16 protein-coding genes are annotated in these 15876 nt (G+C 69.5%); 15 read left to right on the plus strand and 1 reads right to left on the minus strand.

The annotated features are described in order from the left end of the window. The first annotated feature begins 5 nt into the window (after positions 1-5). From fabD to BEI_RS06300, 13 genes are all read left to right on the plus strand, one after another. The gene (gene fabD, locus BEI_RS06240) at positions 6-977 is read left to right on the plus strand and encodes an ACP S-malonyltransferase (RefSeq protein WP_097791015.1); all 972 of its coding nucleotides are present in this window, start codon (positions 6-8) and stop codon (positions 975-977) included. Between the two features lie 30 nt (positions 978-1007). Further along, positions 1008-1751, plus strand: coding sequence for a 3-oxoacyl-ACP reductase FabG (fabG, locus tag BEI_RS06245; protein WP_097788705.1), 744 nt, complete (start codon positions 1008-1010; stop codon positions 1749-1751). A gap of 126 nt (positions 1752-1877) precedes the next feature. Further along, a complete protein-coding gene (gene acpP, locus BEI_RS06250; protein WP_083005609.1) occupies positions 1878-2111 on the plus strand; it encodes an acyl carrier protein in 234 nt (77 codons plus the stop codon). 191 nt (positions 2112-2302) lie between these two features. Continuing rightward, positions 2303-3541 carry a beta-ketoacyl-ACP synthase II gene (gene fabF / locus BEI_RS06255; RefSeq protein ID WP_097788706.1) on the plus strand — a complete coding sequence of 413 codons (1239 nt, stop codon included), beginning with the start codon at positions 2303-2305 and terminating at the stop codon, positions 3539-3541. Continuing rightward, the gene (gene pabC, locus BEI_RS06260; protein ID WP_227644601.1) at positions 3538-4386 is read left to right on the plus strand and encodes an aminodeoxychorismate lyase; all 849 of its coding nucleotides are present in this window, start codon (positions 3538-3540) and stop codon (positions 4384-4386) included. The genes fabF and pabC overlap by 4 nt, the downstream gene beginning before the upstream one ends. Positions 4387-4398: 12 nt before the next feature. Then, a complete protein-coding gene (mltG, locus tag BEI_RS06265; RefSeq protein ID WP_097788707.1) occupies positions 4399-5403 on the plus strand; it encodes an endolytic transglycosylase MltG in 1005 nt (334 codons plus the stop codon). A 28-nt stretch (positions 5404-5431) separates the two neighbouring features. After that, complete coding sequence (tmk, locus tag BEI_RS06270) at positions 5432-6085, plus strand: dTMP kinase (RefSeq protein WP_193765168.1); 654 nt, start codon at positions 5432-5434, stop codon at positions 6083-6085. Next, positions 6082-7071 carry a DNA polymerase III subunit delta' gene (locus BEI_RS06275; protein ID WP_097788709.1) on the plus strand — a complete coding sequence of 330 codons (990 nt, stop codon included), beginning with the start codon at positions 6082-6084 and terminating at the stop codon, positions 7069-7071. The genes tmk and BEI_RS06275 overlap by 4 nt, the downstream gene beginning before the upstream one ends. A gap of 28 nt (positions 7072-7099) precedes the next feature. After that, positions 7100-7435, plus strand: a complete 336-nt coding sequence (locus tag BEI_RS06280) for a PilZ domain-containing protein (RefSeq protein ID WP_097788710.1) — start codon at positions 7100-7102, stop codon at positions 7433-7435. A 93-nt stretch (positions 7436-7528) separates the two neighbouring features. Next, entirely contained in the window at positions 7529-8359 is an 831-nt protein-coding gene (locus tag BEI_RS06285) for a TatD family hydrolase (RefSeq protein ID WP_097788711.1), read from the plus strand. 29 nt (positions 8360-8388) lie between these two features. Then, positions 8389-8928, plus strand: a complete 540-nt coding sequence (locus tag BEI_RS06290; protein WP_097788712.1) for a DUF1285 domain-containing protein — start codon at positions 8389-8391, stop codon at positions 8926-8928. Beyond that, positions 8925-11111: an ATP-dependent helicase gene (locus BEI_RS06295; RefSeq protein ID WP_097788713.1), complete on the plus strand. Its 2187-nt coding sequence runs from the start codon at positions 8925-8927 to the stop codon at positions 11109-11111. Before BEI_RS06290 ends, BEI_RS06295 begins: the two co-directional genes overlap by 4 nt. Continuing rightward, positions 11108-11932: a sulfurtransferase gene (locus BEI_RS06300; RefSeq protein ID WP_097788714.1), complete on the plus strand. Its 825-nt coding sequence runs from the start codon at positions 11108-11110 to the stop codon at positions 11930-11932. The genes BEI_RS06295 and BEI_RS06300 overlap by 4 nt, the downstream gene beginning before the upstream one ends. 223 nt (positions 11933-12155) lie before the next feature. Here the strand turns inward: BEI_RS06300 and BEI_RS06305 are convergent, their stop codons facing one another. Continuing rightward, complete coding sequence (locus BEI_RS06305; protein ID WP_097788715.1) at positions 12156-13838, minus strand: electron transfer flavoprotein-ubiquinone oxidoreductase; 1683 nt, start codon at positions 13836-13838, stop codon at positions 12156-12158. 361 nt (positions 13839-14199) lie between these two features. Between BEI_RS06305 and BEI_RS06310 the strand changes: the two genes are divergently transcribed. Continuing rightward, positions 14200-14952: an electron transfer flavoprotein subunit beta/FixA family protein gene (locus tag BEI_RS06310; RefSeq protein ID WP_097788716.1), complete on the plus strand. Its 753-nt coding sequence runs from the start codon at positions 14200-14202 to the stop codon at positions 14950-14952. Then, positions 14949-15875, plus strand: coding sequence for an electron transfer flavoprotein subunit alpha/FixB family protein (locus BEI_RS06315; RefSeq protein WP_097788717.1), 927 nt, complete (start codon positions 14949-14951; stop codon positions 15873-15875). The genes BEI_RS06310 and BEI_RS06315 overlap by 4 nt, the downstream gene beginning before the upstream one ends. Position 15876 lies beyond the last annotated feature (1 nt).

The following is a 15876-nucleotide window of genomic DNA, read 5'->3' on the forward strand; positions in this document are numbered from 1 at the left end:
TCGACATGACACAACCCCTTGCCCTCATCTTCCCCGGGCAGGGCTCCCAGCAGATCGGTATGCTGCGCGAGCTGGCCGAGCGCTACAGCGTGGTGCGCACCACCTTCGAGGAGGCCGCCGATGCGCTGGGTTACGACCTCTGGCAGGTGGTCCAGGAGGGACCCGCCGAGGCGCTCAACGCCACTGCCTGCACCCAGCCGGCGCTGCTGACCGCCAGCGTCGCCATCTGGCGTGTCTGGCAGGAGCTGGAAGGTCCGCGTCCCGGCGCCATGGCCGGCCACAGCCTGGGCGAGTACAGCGCCATGGTCTGTGCCGGCACCCTGCCGTTCGCCGACGGCGTACGGCTGGTCAAGCTGCGCGGCGAGGCCATGCAGGAGGCGGTGCCCATGGGGCAGGGCGCCATGGCCGCCATCCTCGGCCTGGACGATGCCGTCGTGGAGGAGGCCTGTGCCAAGGCCGCCCAGGGCGAGGTCGTCGCCGCGGTGAACTACAATGCGCCGGGGCAGGTGGTCATCGCCGGCGGCAAGGCCGCGGTCGATCGCGCCATCGCGGCCTGCCAGGAGGCGGGCGCCAAGCGGGCCATGCCGCTGCCGGTCTCGGTGCCGTCACACTGCGACCTGATGCGTCCCGCCGCCGAGCGCCTGTCCGCGGCCATGGACGACATCGAGCTGCGGCCGCCTCGCTATACGGTGATCCAGAACGTCGATGCCCAGGCCCATGCCGACGTCGAGACCCTGCGCACCCGGCTCATCGAGCAGCTCTATCAGCCGGTGCGCTGGACCGCCTGCGTCGAGGCCATGGTCGCCCAGGGCGCCGAGGTCTTCATCGAGTGCGGGCCGGGTAAGGTGCTCACCGGCCTCAACAAGCGAATCGCCCGCGGGACCCGGGGCCTGGCGGTCAACGACCCCGACAGCCTGTCCGCGGCCCTGGACCTGGCCCGCGAGGCGGTCGGCCAGTCGCCGTCGGCCAATGCCTGATCCATCTCCTGGACGAGAACGGAAGAGACCATGACTAGCGAGCGTAGAGTCGCCCTGATCACCGGGGCCAGCCGCGGCATCGGCCGCGCCACCGCCCACGAACTCGGCCGTCAGGGCCGCATCGTGATCGGTACCGCCACCAGCGACGCCGGTGCCGAGCGCATCGACGCCGACCTCAAGGCCCAGGGCTTCGAAGGTGGGGGGCGTCGCCTCGACGTCACCGACCAGGCCAGTGTCGACGGCTTGATCAAGCGCATCAACGACGAGTTCGGCGCCCCGACCATCCTGGTCAACAACGCCGGCATCACCCGCGACAACCTGCTCATGCGCATGAAGGAAGACGAGTGGGATGCGGTGATCGACGCCAACCTCAAGTCGGTCTATCGGGTCAGCAAGGCCTGTCTGCGCGGCATGACCAAGGCCCGCTTCGGTCGCATCGTGTCGATCAGCTCGGTGGTCGCCACCATGGGCAACCTGGGGCAGACCAACTACGCGGCCGCCAAGGCCGGCATGGAAGGCTTCACCCGGGCGCTGGCCCGCGAGGTGGCCTCCCGGGCGATCACCGTCAATGCCGTGGCGCCCGGCTTCATCGCCACCGACATGACCGAGGCCCTGCCGGAGGAGCAGCAGAAGGCGTTGCTCGGCCAGATTCCCCTGGCGCGGCTCGGTCAGCCGGAGGAAATCGCCGCCGCGGTGGGCTTCCTCACCGGCGAGTCGGCCGGCTATATCACCGGCGAAACCCTGCACGTCAACGGCGGCATGAACATGCGCTGATGCCGCGCCATGTGGCGGTTGCGTCTAACCTAAGCGGTCTATAAACTACCCCGCAGCTTTTTGGCTTGCGGATCTGAAGCGGCTGGTTATCAGTCGGCTTAACGTGAACGACTGGAGTACGTCATAATGAGCACCATCGAAGAGCGCGTGAAGAAGGTTGTGGCCGAGCGCCTGAACGTCAAGGAAGAGGACATCCAGAACTCTTCTTCTTTCACCGAGGACCTCGGCGCGGATTCCCTGGATACCGTCGAGCTGGTGATGGCGCTCGAAGAGGAATTCGACACCGAGATTCCTGACGAGGAAGCCGAGAAGATCACCACCGTTCAGGAAGCCATCGACTACGTCAACACCCACCAGTAAGGGCGCCAGGCGCCGCTTGCTGGGGTGTATCCAGGGCAGCGAGCCCTGGTGAGAGCCGTCCTGCCGTGCAGGGCGGCTCTCGTGCTATCTGGGGCAGGCCGGGGCGACCACAGCGGACGTAGACTCGGGTATAATGCGCGCAAAGACGGCCCTCCGGGGCCGTGTCACCATCTGGATCTGGAGGAAAGCTGATGGCTCGTAGAAGGGTTGTGGTGACGGGGCTTGGCCTGGTCACGCCAGTGGGGAATACCGTCGACGAGAGCTGGGGCAACATCCTGGCCGGCAAGAGCGGTATCGCCCCCATCGAGCACTTCGATGCCAGTGGCTTCAACACGCGGTTCGGCGGTTCGGTCAAGGACTTCGACATCAGCCCCTACCTGAACCCCAAGGATGCCAGGAAGATGGACCTGTTCATCCAGTACGGCATCGCCGCGGGCAGCCAGGCGATCACTGACGCCGGCATCGAATGCACCGAGGAGAACGCCCATCGCATCGGCGTGGCCATCGGCTCGGGCATCGGCGGCCTGCCGATGATCGAGCACAACCACCAGGCCCTGCAGAAGGGCGGGGCACGCCGGATCTCGCCGTTCTTCGTGCCGGGCTCGATCATCAACATGATCTCGGGCAACCTGGCCATCCAGCACGGTTATCGCGGCCCCAACATCGCCATTACCACCGCCTGCACCACCGGCACCCACAACATCGGCTACAGCGCACGCACCATCGCCTACGGCGATGCCGACGTGATGATCTGTGGCGGTGCCGAGATGGCCACCACCCCCCTGGGGCTGGGCGGTTTCTCCGCGGCCCGCGCCCTCTCGACCCGCAACGACGCACCGGCGGCGGCCAGCCGGCCCTGGGACCGTGACCGGGACGGCTTCGTGCTCTCCGACGGTGCCGGCGTCATGGTGCTGGAGGAGTACGAGCACGCCAAGGCCCGCGGCGCGACCATCTACGCCGAGCTGACCGGCTTCGGCATGAGCGACGACGCCTATCACATGACCGCGCCGCCCGAGGATGGCAGCGGCGCCGCCCTGTCGATGCAGAATGCCATTCGCGACGCCGGCCTCGCCCCCTCGGCCGTGGACTACATCAACGCCCATGGCACCTCCACCCCGGCCGGTGATCTGGCCGAGAGTCGGGCGGTGGAGCGCGTGCTGGGCGAGGCGGCCAAGGACGTGGCGGTCAGCTCCACCAAGTCGATGATCGGCCACCTGCTGGGTGCCGCCGGTGCCGTCGAGGCGGTGTTCTCGGTGCTGGCCATCCGCGATCAGGTGGCGCCGCCCACCATCAACCTGGACAACCCCCAGGAAGGCTGCGTGCTGGACTACGTGCCCCATACCGCCCGGGAGATGAAGATCGACGTCAGCCTGTCGAACTCCTTCGGCTTCGGCGGCACCAACGGCACCCTGGTCTTCTCCAGGGTGTGAGCGGGACCGGCGATCACTCCCTCGCCCGGGGCCTGACCCCGGGGGAGGGGGTGCCCTTCGACGATCGCGGCCTGGCCTACGGCGACGGCCTCTTCGAGACCGTCCTGGTTCGCGACGGGGTGCCGCAGCTCTGGGAGCGCCATCTCGGACGCCTGGCCCGCGTCGCCGCGGCGCTGGGCTTCCCCCTGCCGGAACGCGAGACCCTGGAGGCCCTGCCGGCGCGGGCCGGCGAAGGGCTCGCGGTGCTCAAGCTGGTGCTGACCCGGGGCAGCGGCGGGCGCGGCTATCTGGCGCCCGAGGCACCCGAGCCCCGCCTGCGCTGGCAGGTCCTGCCCTTCTCCCCGGACCCGGCGCGCTGGTGGCAGGGCGTGGCCGTCCGTCACTGTCGGCTGCGGCTCGCCGTCCAGCCCGCCCTGGCCGGCCTCAAGCACCTCAACCGCCTGGAGAACGTTCTGGCGCGCGGCGAGTGGCGCGACCCGGAGGTGGCCGAGGGGCTGTTGTGCGACGCCGAGGGCCGATTGGTGGAAGCGACCTGCATGAACGTCTTCTGGTGGTCCGACGGCGGCTGGCAGACGCCTCGGCTGGAGGGCTGCGGCGTGGCGGGGACCCTGCGCGAGGCCCTGCTGGCCCGCGGCGGCATCCGCGAGGTGACGGCGGGTCCCGAGGTCCTGGACCGCGTCGAGGCGCTGTGCCTGGGCAACTCCGTGCAGGGGCTCTGGCCGGTGACCCGGCTCGACGACACCGAAGGCCGGCCCCTGGCACGCTGGACGCCGACCGAGCGTCACCGGACGCTGCAGGCCGAGGCCCATGGGCTGCTCGGCTACCCCCTTCAACCCGATGACTGAAGAGGACATTCCATGAGCCGAGCAGTCAGGTTCCTGCCGCTGCTGGTGATCCTGGCGGCCCTGGTGGTGGGGGCGGGATACCGCTACTGGCAGTCCCGCCTCGAAGCGCCGCTGAGCCTCGAACAGGCGACCCTCTATGAGGTGCCGGCCGGCGCCGGCTTCCATCGCGTGGTGGCCGACCTGGGCGAGCAGGGCATCGTCGCCGATGGCTGGGCCTTCCGCCTGCTGACCCGGCTGGAGCCGGAGGCGGTGCCGGACCTGCGTCCCGGCGAGTACCGTCTGACTCCCGGGATGAGCGGCCGGGACCTGCTCGGCATGCTGGACCGTCACGAGGTGGTCACCTATCCGTTGACCATCCCCGAGGGCTGGACCTTCGCCCAGATGCGCGAGGCCCTGAACGCGGCGGAAAAGCTCGAGCACCGCACGGAGGAACTGTCCGACGCCGAGATCATGGCGCGGCTGGGGCGTGACGGCGAGCACCCGGAAGGGCGCTTCTTCCCCGACACCTATCGCTACCGCAAGGGCGTCAGCGACCTGGAGATCCTGCGTCAGGCCCTGGAGCGGATGGACACCCTGCTCGCCGAGGCCTGGGCCGAACGCCGCGAGGGCCTGCCGATCGAGACGCCCTACGAGGCGCTGATCCTGGCCTCGCTGGTGGAACGGGAGACCGGCGCGCCCGAGGAGCGCGACCGAATCGCCGGGGTCTTCGTGCGGCGCCTGGAGCGGGGGATGCGGCTGCAGACCGATCCCACCGTGATCTACGGCATGGGCGAGGGCTACGACGGGAACATCACCCGCGCCGACCTGCGCGAGGCCACGCCGTACAACACCTACGTGATCGACGGCCTGCCGCCGACCCCCATCGCCCTGCCCGGACGAGCGGCGCTCGAGGCGGCGGTGAATCCGGCCGAGGGGGAGGCGCTCTACTTCGTGGCGAGGGGCGACGGGACCCACCACTTCTCCCGCTCGCTGCGGGAGCACAACAACGCCGTCAATCGATTTATTCGCAATCGCTGATCAAGCCATCAACCACCGGGACGTCATCATGTCGAGCCGCGGACGCTTTATCACCCTGGAAGGCGGCGAGGGAGTGGGCAAGTCCACGAACCTGGCCTGGGTCGCCGATCACTTGATGCACCGCGGCCTCGAGGTGGTGAGAACCCGTGAACCGGGCGGCACGCCCCGGGCCGAGGCCATCCGTGGGCTGCTGCTCGACCCCACCGGCGAGGAGCCGCTGGACGCCGACGCGGAACTCCTGCTGGTCTTCGCCGCCCGTGCTCAGCACCTGGCCCGGGTGGTTCGCCCGGCGCTCGAGCGCGGCGCCTGGGTGGTCTGCGACCGCTTCACCGACGCCACCTTCGCCTATCAGGGCGGTGGACGCGGCATTCCGCCCGGTCGCATCGCCGAGCTGGAGGCCTTCGTCCAGCGAGGGCTTCAGCCGGACCTGACCCTGCTGCTGGACATGCCCATGGAGGCGGCGCAGCATCGCCTGGAGGGGCGCCTCGACCGGGACGGCGGCACCCGTGACCGCTTCGAGCGGGAGCGGAGCGACTTCTTCGAGGCGGTGCGTGGCGCCTACCTGGCCCGGGCCGCCGAGGCTCCGCAGCGTATCGCCGTCGTCGATGCCGACAGGCCCCTGGCCGCCGTTCAGGCCGAATTGGCGAGTCTGCTCGACGACTGCCTGGAGAGCTGGGGATGAGCGAAGAGGCGCGTCCGCTGCCCTGGCTCGAGCCGCGCTGGCAGGAGCTGGTTCGCCTGGCCGACGCCGGGCGCCTGCCCCATGCGCTGCTGTTCTCCGGCCCCCATGGGGTGGGCAAGCAGTCCCTGGCCGACGCTCTGGTCGCCCGTACCCTGTGCCAGCATCCCGGCGAGATCGCCTGCGGCCGCTGCCATGCCTGCCAGATGCTGGCCGCCGGCTATCATCCGGACCTGTTGCGGGTCGCCCCGGAAGAAGGCAAGCGTCAGATCCGCATCGATCCCATCCGTGAGGTCAACGCCTTCGTCTCCCAGACGGCGCAGCAAGGCGGCTACCGGGTGATCGTCATCGCCCCGGCGGAGGCCATGAACGTGGCGGCCTCCAACGCCCTGCTCAAGAGCCTGGAGGAACCCGGCGGCCGGACGCTCTTCGTGCTGCTCTCGGACATTCCCTCGCATCTGCTGCCGACCATCCGTTCCCGCTGCCAGCATTGGGCCCTGGCCGCTCCGGACGAGGATGCCTGCCTCGCCTGGCTGGCCGAGAGGCTGGGGGGGGACGAGGAGGCACGCTTCTGGCTCAGGGCCGCCGGGGGGCTGCCGCAGCGGGCGCTGGAACTCGCCGAGCCGGATGCCCGGGCGTTGCGCCAGCAGCTCCACGAGACGTTCGACGCCCTGGTGAGGGGGGCCGAACCGGTGGCCGAGGCGGCCAGGCTCGATCGCCAGTCCATCGACGCCATCCTGTGGTACGGTATCGCCTGGCTCGAGGACCTGATCCGTCTGGGACTCTCCGGCAACGGCGAGGCGTTGCGCAATCCGGACCTGCTGCCCCTGTACCGTCAGGCGGTGAAGAACGGCCGGGTCCGCGACTGGTTCCGCCTCCTGGACTATGCTCGCGAACAGCGGCGCCTGCTGGCCGAAGGGGGCAACCCCAATCCGCAGCTGGTGCTCGAGGCCTGGCTGGTGCGGTGGTCCGCGCTGCTGCGCTCTTGATGATACATTGCCCGAGGAGGCTCGTTCGATGGCCGCACAAAAAGCCCTTTCCCTGACCATCCAGGACATTCCCACCCTCCTCTCGGCCTACATGCCGCAGCTGGAGCGGGGCGGGATCTTCGTGCCCACGCGGGAACGCTACGAACTCGGCCAGGAAGTCTTCCTCCTGCTCACCCTGCCCGACGAGACCGAACGCCTGCCGGTGACCGGCCGGGTGGTCTGGGTCTCCCCGGAGGGCGTCGCCGGGCGCCGGGTGCCGGGCATCGGCATCCACTTCAGCGCCGACGATCAGGGCGTGCGCGACCACATCGAGGACCTGCTGGCCGGCCAGCTCGACAAGGGCGCATCGACCTACACGCTCTGACGAGCTTCAAGCTTCAAGCTTCAAGCTTCAAGCTTCAAGCTTCAAGCTTCAAGCTTCAAGCTACACTCTATTTCCCCTGAACCGTATTTGCCGATGTTTGTCGATTCCCATTGCCATCTCGATCGCCTCGATCCCCGTACCCATGACGGCGACGTCGCCGCCGCCCTGGAGGCCGCTCGGGCCCGCGACGTGCGCCAGTTCCTCGCCATCGCGGTGACCCTGGAAGAGGTGCCGGGCATCGCCGCCATCGCCCGCGATCACGACGACGTGGTGATCTCCGCGGGCGTCCATCCCCTGCACCGGGTCCCCGAGGAGCCCAGTGTGACCGCCATCAAGGAGTGCGCGGAGCGCTTCGAGGCGGTCGCCATCGGGGAGACCGGCCTCGACTACCACTACGACGGCGTGCCCCGGGAGGTGCAGCTCGAGCGCTTCCGTCGCCACCTGATCGCGGCCGCCGAGCTCGAGTTACCGGTGATCATCCACACGCGCGAGGCGCGGGAGGACACCCTGGCGTTGATTCGCGAGCACGTGGATCCGCGCGTCGGCGGGGTGCTGCATTGTTTCACCGAGGATCTGGACATGGCTCGGGAGGCCGTCGGTCACGGCTTCCATATCTCGCTGTCGGGCATCGTCACCTTCCGCAACGCGGCCTCGATCCGCGAGTTGGCCCGGCGCCTGCCGCTGGACCGGCTGCTGATCGAGACCGACAGCCCCTACCTGGCGCCGGTGCCGCATCGCGGCAAGCCCAACGAGCCGGCCTGGGTGGTGGAGGTGGCCGAGTGCATCGCCGCCGAGCGGGGCATCAGCGTCGAGGAGGTGGCCATGCAGACCACCGCCAACTTCTACCGACTGTTCAAGGCGGCCGCTCCCGAGGCGCCGGCCGAGGTGCGCGAGGCCCTGGCCCGCTCCGGCCTGGTCCCATAGCGTCGGGGCGCCGCGAGGAGGTATCCGTCATGAACCTGGATGCGTTGCTTTCCGGCATCGAACCGGATGGAGAGATTCCCCCGGTGGATCGCTGGGCCCCCGAGCACCAGGGCGAGCTCGACCTGACGATCGCCGCCGATGGCCGCTGGATCCACGAGGGGACCCCGATCCGCCGTCCGCGCCTGGTGCGCCTGCTGTCCACCATCCTGCGCCGGGAAACCGACGGCGACTATTGCCTGGTCACCCCGGCCGAGAAGCAGCGCATCCGGGTCGAGGACAGGCCCTTCCTCGTCGTCGATGCCGACCGGGACGACGCCGGCGACTGGTGGCTGACCACCAACGTCGGCGATCGGGTACGCCTCGACGCCGACCATCGCCTCACGGTCACGCCGACCCCGCGAGGCGAGCCCGTGCCCGAGGTGCCGGTGCGCTTCGGCCTCTCGGCACGGCTGGGACGCAACGTCTTCTACCGGCTCGCCGAGGCCGCCGAGTCCCGCGGGGCAGAGCTCGGCCTGGAGAGCCGCGGCGTCTGGCAGCCGCTGGGCCGGCGGGACGCGGAGTCGCCATGAGGTTGACCGCCGAGCAGCAGGCCGTGATGGTCCACGACGAGGGCCATGCCCGAGTGGCCGCGGTGGCCGGGGCCGGCAAGACCACCACCCTGGTGGCCCGGGTCCTGCAGGTGCTCGAGCAGGGGGTGTCGTCCACGCGCATCCTGGTGCTGATGTTCAACCGCTCGGCCAGGGAGGACTTCCAGGCCCGGCTGGGCGACCTGGCTCCTCCGGGGCAGGCGCTGCCCGACGTGCGCACCTTCCACTCCCTGGGGCACCGCCTCACCCAGAGCCTGACCCGTTGGGGCGTGTTGGCTCCCCGCCGGCTGCTCACCGCCGACTGGCAGCTGGAACGCCTGCTGCGCCAGGCCACCCAGCAGGCCCTGGAGGCGGTGCCCGACGGCGCCGAGACGGCCCTGGACGCCGACAAGCTCGAGGCGCTCGCTCACTTCTGCGGCCTGGTGAAGGCGGAGATGGCCGAGCCCGCCGAGCTCTATGCCCGGCTCGACTTCGGCGAGGACACCGGGCATTTCGTCGCCGCCTTCGAACACGCCGAGGCCCTGCTGGCCGACCAGGCCCTGATGACCTACTCGGACCTGCTCTATCGCCCGCTCCAGGCCCTGGAGGCCGATGCCGCCCTGCGGGCCCGGGTCCAGGGCTTCCTCGATCACGTGATCATCGACGAGTACCAGGACATCAACCCCACCCAGCAGCGCCTGCTGGCCGTACTGGCCGGCCGCGAGGCGGCGGTGATGGCGGTAGGCGACGCCAACCAGTGCATCTACGAGTGGCGTGGGGCCCACCCCGACACCATGCTGGAGGACTTCACCGCGACCTTCGGCGCCGCCCGGGACTACCCGCTGTCCACCACCTTTCGTCATGGCCATGCCCTGGCGCTGGCCGCCAACCATGCCATCGACGCGAACCGCCGACGCCCCGACCAGCTGTGCCTGGCCGCGCCGGGCAATCCCGATACCCGGCTGTCGGTGGGGCAGGGCGCCCAGGGTCTGCTCGATGCCCTCGCCACCTGGCGGCGGCAGGACCGTCGCCTCGACGAGGCCTGCCTGCTGGTGCGCAGCTGGGCCCTGTCGGTGCCGCTGCAGCTGGCGCTGCTGCGCGAGGGCATTCCCTTCCGCCTGCCACGGGAGGATCGCTTCGTGTTCCGCCTGCCGCTGGTGGAGGCCCTGACGGGCTACCTGAGCCTGGCCCTCGACCCTGGCCTGCTGCGCGATCCCGGTCACCTGCTGACCCTGCTGTCCCAGCCCACTCCCTTCGTGCCCCGGGAACGCCTGGCGGCGCTGGCCCACCGGCTGGCCGAGACGCAGCAGTGGCCCGAGCGCCAGGATCCCCTGATCGCCGGACTCAAGCCCCACCCGCGCCGCACCCTGAAGCGCCGTTGGGCCTTGCTGCGCGAGCTGCCCGGCCTGGCCGGCTGGTCGCCGGCCAGGCTGCTCCAGCACGTGATCGAGAGCGTGGACGCGGAGAAGGTGCTCAAGCGGGCGGCGGCGCGACGCGACAAGGGCGAGGAGGACGTGCGCCTGCTCGACGTCCTGGTCGAGCAGGCCGGCCAGACGCAGCGGCTCGGGGATTTCATCGAGCTGTTGCGACGACCGGTGGAGAACCGCGACGACGGTGTGCTGATCACCACGGTGCACGGTGCCAAGGGGCGGGAGTGGCCGCTGGTGGTGCTGGGCGGGGTCAACGAGGAAGACTTCCCCCACTACACCCGGGACAATCCCCTGACCCCATCGCGGCTCGAGGAGGAGCGGCGGCTGTTCTACGTGGCCATCACCCGGGCGCGGGAGCGGCTGGTGATGCTGCATGACGGCGGCGACCATCGTCCCAGCCGCTTCCTCGGCGAGACCGCCTGGGAAGACGGACAGCGGGTGGCCGAGCGTCTGGCCGAGGGTGACGAAACCCCGGTGCGGGTGACGCGCCCGGCACTGGTGCGCCGCTACCTCGAGGCTCAGGGGCGGGCGCTGGCCGTCGAGGCGGCCGTATCGCCGGCCGCGGTCACCGAACCCCTGGTCGACTACCGGGTCGGCCGGCGGTTGAGCCATGCGGTCTTCGGCGAGGGCGAGATCCGCGTGGTGGAGGGCGACCCGGACAACCCGGTGATCGAGGTCCGTTTCGACCAGGCCGGCCGGCGGCGGCTGATCGCCCGTCGGGCGCCCATCGAACTGCTGGATGGAGAACGCGCATGAACGAGGTGCTGATCGATGCCGCCGAACTGGCGAGCGCCCTGAAGGGCGATCGCCCGCCCCTGGTGCTGGATTGCCGGGCCCGGCTGGGGGATCCCGATGCCGGGGAGCGCCTGTGGCGCGAGGGACACGTGCCGGGGAGCCAGCACCTGGACCTGGATCGTGACCTGGCCGGCCCGCCGGGGGAGGGCGGGCGTCACCCGCTGCCCGACCAGGCGGCCTTCACGGCGGTGATCCGGCGCCTGGGCATCACCCCCGAGCGGCCGGTGGTGGTCTATGACGACATGGGCGGGCAGCTGGCCGCGGCCCGAGCCTGGTGGATGCTCGCCCGCTGGGCCGGCCATCCCGAGGTGCGCGTGCTCGACGGCGGCCTGCGCGCCTGGCAGGACGCCGGCGGCGAGTTGCCGCTCGGCCGCGAGCCCGCGCCCGTGCCCGGCGACTGGACCCCGCGCTATCGCGACGACGCCCGGGTCGGCGCCGAGGAGGTGTTTTCCGGCCGTGCCCTCAAGGTGGATGCCCGTGCCCGGGAGCGCTTCCGCGGCGAGGCCGAGCCGGTAGACCCGGTGGCGGGGCACATCCCCGGTGCGGTCTGCCGTCCCAGCGCGGAGAACCTCGACGCGACCGGGCGTTTCAAGGCCGCCGAGCTGCTGGATGCGGAGCTCCCCGAGGGCGAGACAGTCATCGCCTACTGCGGGTCCGGGGTCACCGCCTGTCACGATATCCTGGCCTACGCCATCGCCGGCCGGCCCCTGCCGCGGCTCTACCCCGGTTCCTGGAGCGAGTGGATCCGCGACCCGGCCCGCCCCCTCGCCACCGGCGACTGAGCCGGGCACCGGAAGCTGGAGGAGCGCCGCTTCGCGGCTGGAAGCTTGAAGCTGGAAGAGAAAACGCCCCGAAGGCCGAGGCCTGCGGGGCGTTTCTGTTTATGCTGGCTTCGAGCTTCGAGCTTCGAGCTTCGAGCTTCGAGCTTCGAGCTTCGAGCTTCGAGCTTCGAGCTTCCTTGCTGGCGCAGCCCGTAGCCCGTAGCCCGTAGCCCGTAGCCGGAGCTTACATATTCGGGTAGTTGGGCCCGCCACCACCTTCCGGCGCCACCCAGGTGATGTTCTGGGCCGGGTCCTTGATGTCGCAGGTCTTGCAGTGGATGCAGTTCTGGAAGTTGATCTGGAACTGCGGCTTGCCGTCCTCGTCCTCGACGACCTCGTAGACGCCCACGGGGCAGTAGCGCTGGGCCGGTTCGGCGTAGTCCGGCAGGTTGTCGCGGATCGGCAGGTCCGGATCGGCCAGCCGGAGGTGGCAGGGCTGGTCCTCCTCGTGGTTGGTGTTGGACAGGAACACCGAGGAGGGCTTGTCGAAGGACAGCTTGCCGTCGGGCTTGGGATAGTCGATCTTCTCGCATTCGGCGGCCTTCTTGAGGGCCGCGTGGTCCGGCACGGTGTCGTGCAGGGTCGGCAGCTTGCCGCCGACGAGCTGGTCGAGGAAATTGTAGGCGCCGCCGACCACGGTGCCGTACTTGTGGATCGCCGGGCCGAAGCTGCGGGTCTCGTCGAGCTCCTTGTAGGCCCAGCTGGCCTGCCACCGGTCCGTGAAGGCGGTGAGCTCGCGACCACTCTCGTCGCCCGCGGCGATCGCCTCGAAGACGCTCTCGGCGGCCACCAGGCCGGACTTCATGGCGGTATGCAGGCCCTTGATCTTGGCGAAGTTCAGGGTGCCGGCGTCGCAACCGATCAGCAGCCCGCCGGGGAAGGTCATCTTCGGCAGGCAGTTGAGCCCGCCCTTGGCGATGGCCCGGGCGCCGTAGGCGACCCGGGCCCCCCCCTCCAGGTGCCGGGCGAGCACCGGATGGTGCTTCATGCGCTGGAATTCGTCGAAGGGCGACAGGTAGGGGTTCTGGTAGGACAGGTCCATGATCAGGCCGACCACCACCTGCGCGTTCTCGGCATGGTAGAGGAACCAGCCGCCGTGGGTGTGCTTGTCCAGGGGCCAGCCGGAGCCGTGCAGCACCAGGCCGGGCTCGTGCTTGTCGGCGGGGACGTCCCACAGCTCCTTCAAGCCGATGCCGTAGTGCTGCGGGTCCTTGCCGGCCGCCAGGTCGAAGCGCTCGATCAGGCGCTTGCCGATATGGCCCCGGGCGCCCTCGGCGAACAGGGTGTACTTGGCGCGCAGCTCCATGCCGGGCATGTAGCTGTCCTTGGGCTGGCCGTCGGCGCCCACGCCCATGTCGCCGATCAGGATGCCCTTGACCACCTCGTCCTCGACGATCGCCTCCTGGGCGGCGAAGCCGGGGAAGATCTCCACGCCGAGCGCCTCGGCCTGCTCGGCCAGCCAGCGGCAGAGGTTGCCCGCGCTGATCACGTAGCGGCGGGAGTCGCCACTCGTGAGGTCACCGCCGGTGTTGTGCATGGTCTTGGGGACCAGGGCGTTGGGGAGCTTCTGGGCCTTCTCGGCGTCCTTGAGCAGGTAGAGCTCGTCGCGCACGGCGGGGGTGGTCAGGGGGGCGCCGCGCTCCTCCCAGTCGGGGAACAGCTCCTGGAGGGCGCGGGGCTCGAAGACGGCCCCGGAGAGGATGTGGGCCCCCACCTCGGAGCCCTTCTCGACCACGCAGACGGTCAGCTCCTGCTCGGCCTCGTTGGCCTGCTGCATCAGGCGGCAGGCCGCCGAGAGGCCGGCGGGTCCGGCGCCGACGATGACCACGTCGAACTCCATGGAGTCGCGTTCCACTTGTTCTGTCATAGGTTCTCTCTCCTCCCACGGCGACGACGCCCGGTGCCCTCAGGTACCACTAACGTCGCTAGAGTTAAAACGGTCGTTTGCTTCTAGGCATGCCTCATGATAGGCATAATAGCCGTAAAGGGTCACCCCTTACGATGGGTGAAGCGGCCACGATGGCCCCTTGCCACCATGGTGGGGATTGTTGCCGCCAGCGAGGATGTGGCAAATTGAAGGGGTTTTTCGGTGCGGCGCCTATCAAACGCTTGCATGAAACATATAACAGCATGCCGGCCGGTTCTATGGAGGGTGGGTATCACGTCCTCGTCACGTGAGGCTCGTCCTCGTCACCCAAGGTTCCGAGACTGAACCAAGCGAGGGCAATATGAAGGTACTCGTCGCGGTCAAACGCGTCATCGACTACAACGTCAAGATCCGGGTCAAGCCGGATAACAGTGACGTCGACCTCACCAACGTCAAGATGGCCATGAACCCTTTCTGCGAGATCGCCGTGGAGGAAGCGGTGCGTCTCAAGGAGAAGGGCGTGGCCAGCGAGATCGTCGCCGTGACCGTCGGCCCCAAGGCCGCCCAGGAGCAGCTGCGCACCGCCCTGGCGCTGGGGGCCGATCGCGCCATCCACGTTCAGACCGACGAGCGCGTCGAGTCGCTGGGCGCCGCCAAGGCGCTGGCCAAGGTGGTCGAAGACGAGCAGCCGGAGCTCACGATCCTCGGCAAGCAGGCCATCGACACCGACAACAACCAGACCGGCCAGATGCTCGCCGCGCTGACCAGTCGCCCCCAGGGCACCTTCGCCTCCGAGGTCGCGGTCGAGGACGGCAAGCTCAAGGTGACCCGCGAGATCGACGGTGGCTTGCAGACCGTCGAGCTGGCCCTGCCCGCGATCGTCACCACCGACCTGCGCCTGAACGAGCCGCGCTACGCCAAGCTGCCCGACATCATGAAGGCCAAGAAGAAGCCGCTGGACACCAAGACCCCGGAGGAGCTGGGCGTCGAGGTGGGAAGCAAGCTCAAGCTGGTCAAGGTCGAGCCGCCGGCCGAGCGCCAGGGCGGCGTCAAGGTGGGCTCCGTCGATGAGCTCGTGGACAAACTCAAGAACGAAGCCAAGGTGATCTCATGAGCATTCTGGTCCTTGCCGAACATCACGACGGTCAGCTCGCGGGTGCCACCGCCCATGTGGTCGCCGCGGCCCAGGCCATCGGCGGCGACATCGACGTGCTGGTGGCGGGCGAGAACGTCGGCGCCATCGCCGAGGCGGCCGCCAGGCTCGACGGGGTGAGCAAGGTGCGCGTCGCCGATGCCGCCGTCTACGCCCACCAGCTGGCCGAGCCCATGGGCGAGCTGCTGGCCGGCCTGGCCGGCGATTACTCCCACGTGCTGGCGGCGGCCTCCACCACCGGCAAGAACGTCCTGCCGCGCCTGGCCGCGCTCAAGGATGTCGCCCAGATCTCCGAGATCATCGCCGTGGAGAGCGCCGACACCTTCAAGCGCCCGATCTATGCCGGCAACGCCATCGCCACCGTGCAGAGCGAGGACGCGCTCAAGGTGATCACCGTGCGCGCCACCGCCTTCGACGCCGTGGACGAGACCGGCGGAGCGACCGTCGAGGCCGTCGAGGCCAGCGTCGACAACGCCCTGTCGTCCTTCGTCGGCGAGGAGCTCGCCGAGAGCGACCGGCCCGAGCTGGGGGCGGCCAAGGTGGTCATCTCCGGCGGCCGCGGCATGGGCAGCGGCGAGAACTTCAAGCTGCTCGAGGGCATCGCCGACAAGCTGGGCGCGGCCATCGGCGCCTCGCGCGCCGCGGTGGACGCGGGCTTCGTGCCCAACGACATGCAGGTCGGCCAGACCGGCAAGATCGTCGCCCCGGAGCTCTATATCGCCGTGGGCATCAGTGGGGCCATCCAGCACCTGGCGGGCATGAAGGACTCCAAGGTGATCGTGGCGATCAACAAGGACGAGGAGGCGCCGATCTTCCAGGTGGCCGATTATGGCCTGGTGGCGGATCTGTTCGAGGCCCTGCCGGAGCTGGAACAGAAGCTCTAAC

Source organism: Halomonas beimenensis (assembly GCF_002549795.1).
Classification (GTDB): Bacteria; Pseudomonadota; Gammaproteobacteria; order Pseudomonadales; family Halomonadaceae; genus Halomonas; species Halomonas beimenensis.